This window comes from Bradyrhizobium valentinum (assembly GCF_001440405.1).
GTDB lineage: Bacteria > Pseudomonadota > Alphaproteobacteria > Rhizobiales > Xanthobacteraceae > Bradyrhizobium > Bradyrhizobium valentinum.
The window spans coordinates 1-2,017 of record NZ_LLXX01000116.1 but is presented as its reverse complement, the minus strand read 5'-3'; the positions used below and the strand labels follow the sequence as shown (position 1 = coordinate 2,017).

The 2,017-nt window shown below is 63.0% G+C and carries 2 protein-coding genes and 1 pseudogene; all 3 read left to right on the top strand.

What is annotated here, in order from left to right:
* Nucleotides 1-667, top strand: a 667-nt coding sequence (locus CP49_RS17005) for a tetratricopeptide repeat protein (RefSeq protein ID WP_156438488.1), incomplete at its 5' end; no start/stop codon positions are given.
* Nucleotides 668-812: 145 nt separating this feature from the next.
* Nucleotides 813-1,490, top strand: coding sequence for an OmpA family protein (locus CP49_RS17000; RefSeq protein ID WP_057851360.1), 678 nt, complete (start codon nucleotides 813-815; stop codon nucleotides 1,488-1,490).
* A gap of 158 nt (nucleotides 1,491-1,648) precedes the next feature.
* A pseudogene (locus CP49_RS16995) lies at nucleotides 1,649-2,017 on the top strand (efflux RND transporter periplasmic adaptor subunit); the annotation flags it as partial.

The window sequence follows — 2,017 nt, the reverse complement described above, 5'->3', positions numbered from 1 at the left end:
TCCTTCACCTACTCCTGCACCTGCGCCGGCTGCGCCCCAGGTGGCCGCGCCTGCGCCGCCGCCACCCCCACCGCCTCCGGCGGCGTCGAAACCGGTTGAAGCCGCGATTCCTCCGCCCCCGCCGCCGGCCAAGCCTGCAGAGAGCCCCAGCCCGACGGTGGTCGCGCTCGCCGACGACCCGACCATCAAGACCCTGACCGCAAAGCTCAACGATAATCCTGACGATGCGGCCGCGCTGTACCGGCGCGGGCAGGTCTATGCGAGCAAGGGCGCCTACGAGCTCGCCATCAAGGACTTCAACAATTCGCTGCGGCTGAACCCGAAGGATGTGGAAGCCTATAACAACCGCTGCTGGGCGCGCACGGTGATCGGCGACCTGCAGGCAGCCTTGAAGGACTGCAACGAGGCGCTGCGGCTACGGCCGAATTTCGTCGATGCGCTCGACAGCCGCGGCCTCGTCAATCTGAAGAGCGGCCAGAACAAGAATGCAATTGCTGATTTCGATGCGGCCCTCAAGATCAACCCCAGATTGACGTCGTCGCTGTACGGCCGCGGCCTTGCCAAGAAACGCAACGGCTCGATTCCGGAAGGCGACCTGGATATTAGCAATGCGAAGGCGATGGACCCCAATATCGTCAAGGAATTCGCCGATTACGGGGTGCAGTGACGTTTTTTTAGATGAAGGCTGGCCGCCCCTCGAACCCAGAGGCGTGCGTCCAGACTAAAGAAAAGCAGCCGGCTGCGAGCAAGGTCCGGCAGCCCATTTGAATGACATTGGAACCGTGCGGGAAGCCCGCAGGAGGGGACTGGCAATGGCACATTACTCGGCAACGAAATTCCTTACCGAAATCGTCTCGGTTGCGACGCTCGGCGCCGCACTCTCCTTCGGTACGGGAACCGCCCTGGCCCAGGAAAGGAACGTCACCGAGGATCAGATTGTCCGTGCGCTGGCGCCCGAAAAGAAGCCGCTGACCCGCGGGCTTTCAGTCGGTCCGCAGACCACCGTCGACCCGGCCGCATCCGCCGCCGAGGGCAAGTTCGTGCAGAAGATCCGCGGTCGCTCCACGCGGTCGCTTTCGAGCGCCGAACGCGAGGAGATCGCCGCCATCGTCAAGGACAAGCCGAAGATCGATCTGGAGATCAACTTCGACTACAACTCGGCCGATATCAGCACCAAGTCGCTGCCGTCGGTTCAGGCGCTCGGCCGCGCGCTCACCAACAATGACCTCAAAGGCTCGACCTTCGTCGTCGCGGGTCACACCGATGCGGCCGGGGGCGAGGCCTATAACCAGGATCTCTCCGAACGCCGCGCCGACGCGATCAAGCGCTATCTCGTCGACAAATACGGCATCAACGGCACCGATCTCGTCACCGTCGGATACGGCAAGAGCAAGCTCAAGGATCCGAGCCAGCCGATGGCGGAAGTGAACCGCCGCGTTCAGGTCGTAAACATGGAAAACAAGGCCACGGCGTCGAACGCATCCAAATGAGGACCTGCAAGTAAGGGCGTGGCGCCGACCAATAGTTTCCGGCTACAATATGTCCCGCAGCACCCGTGCCGGACATATTCGTTTGGGCTCCATTGCAGGCCATCGGCCGGCCAAATGCGCCCTGTTTAATTTGACTTCCAGTCTGGATTGATCCGGCGATGAAATTCTCCGAATACCTCAAACCTGCGCTCGGAACGGCCTTCGTCGTCGTTCTGGCCGTCGGCTATTACTGGTTCGAGCACCGACCCCGCGCCGAAGAAAAAGATACGCCGGGCCAGGCGCTGGTGGTCGTGACCAAATCCACCAATGCCTGCTTCTCCGACATGGTGCGGGTCACCGGCTTTATCGTGCCACGCCGCGAGGCCCAGGTCGGCGTCGATCAGGAGGGCTCCCGCGTCACCGATCTGTTCGTTCGCGAAGGCGACACGGTCACCGAAAATCAGGAACTGGCGCGCCTCACCGCGCCGCCGCAGCAGCCAGGCGCCCCGGGCGGCCGACAGGCGCCGATCTCGCTACGCGCGCCGGCC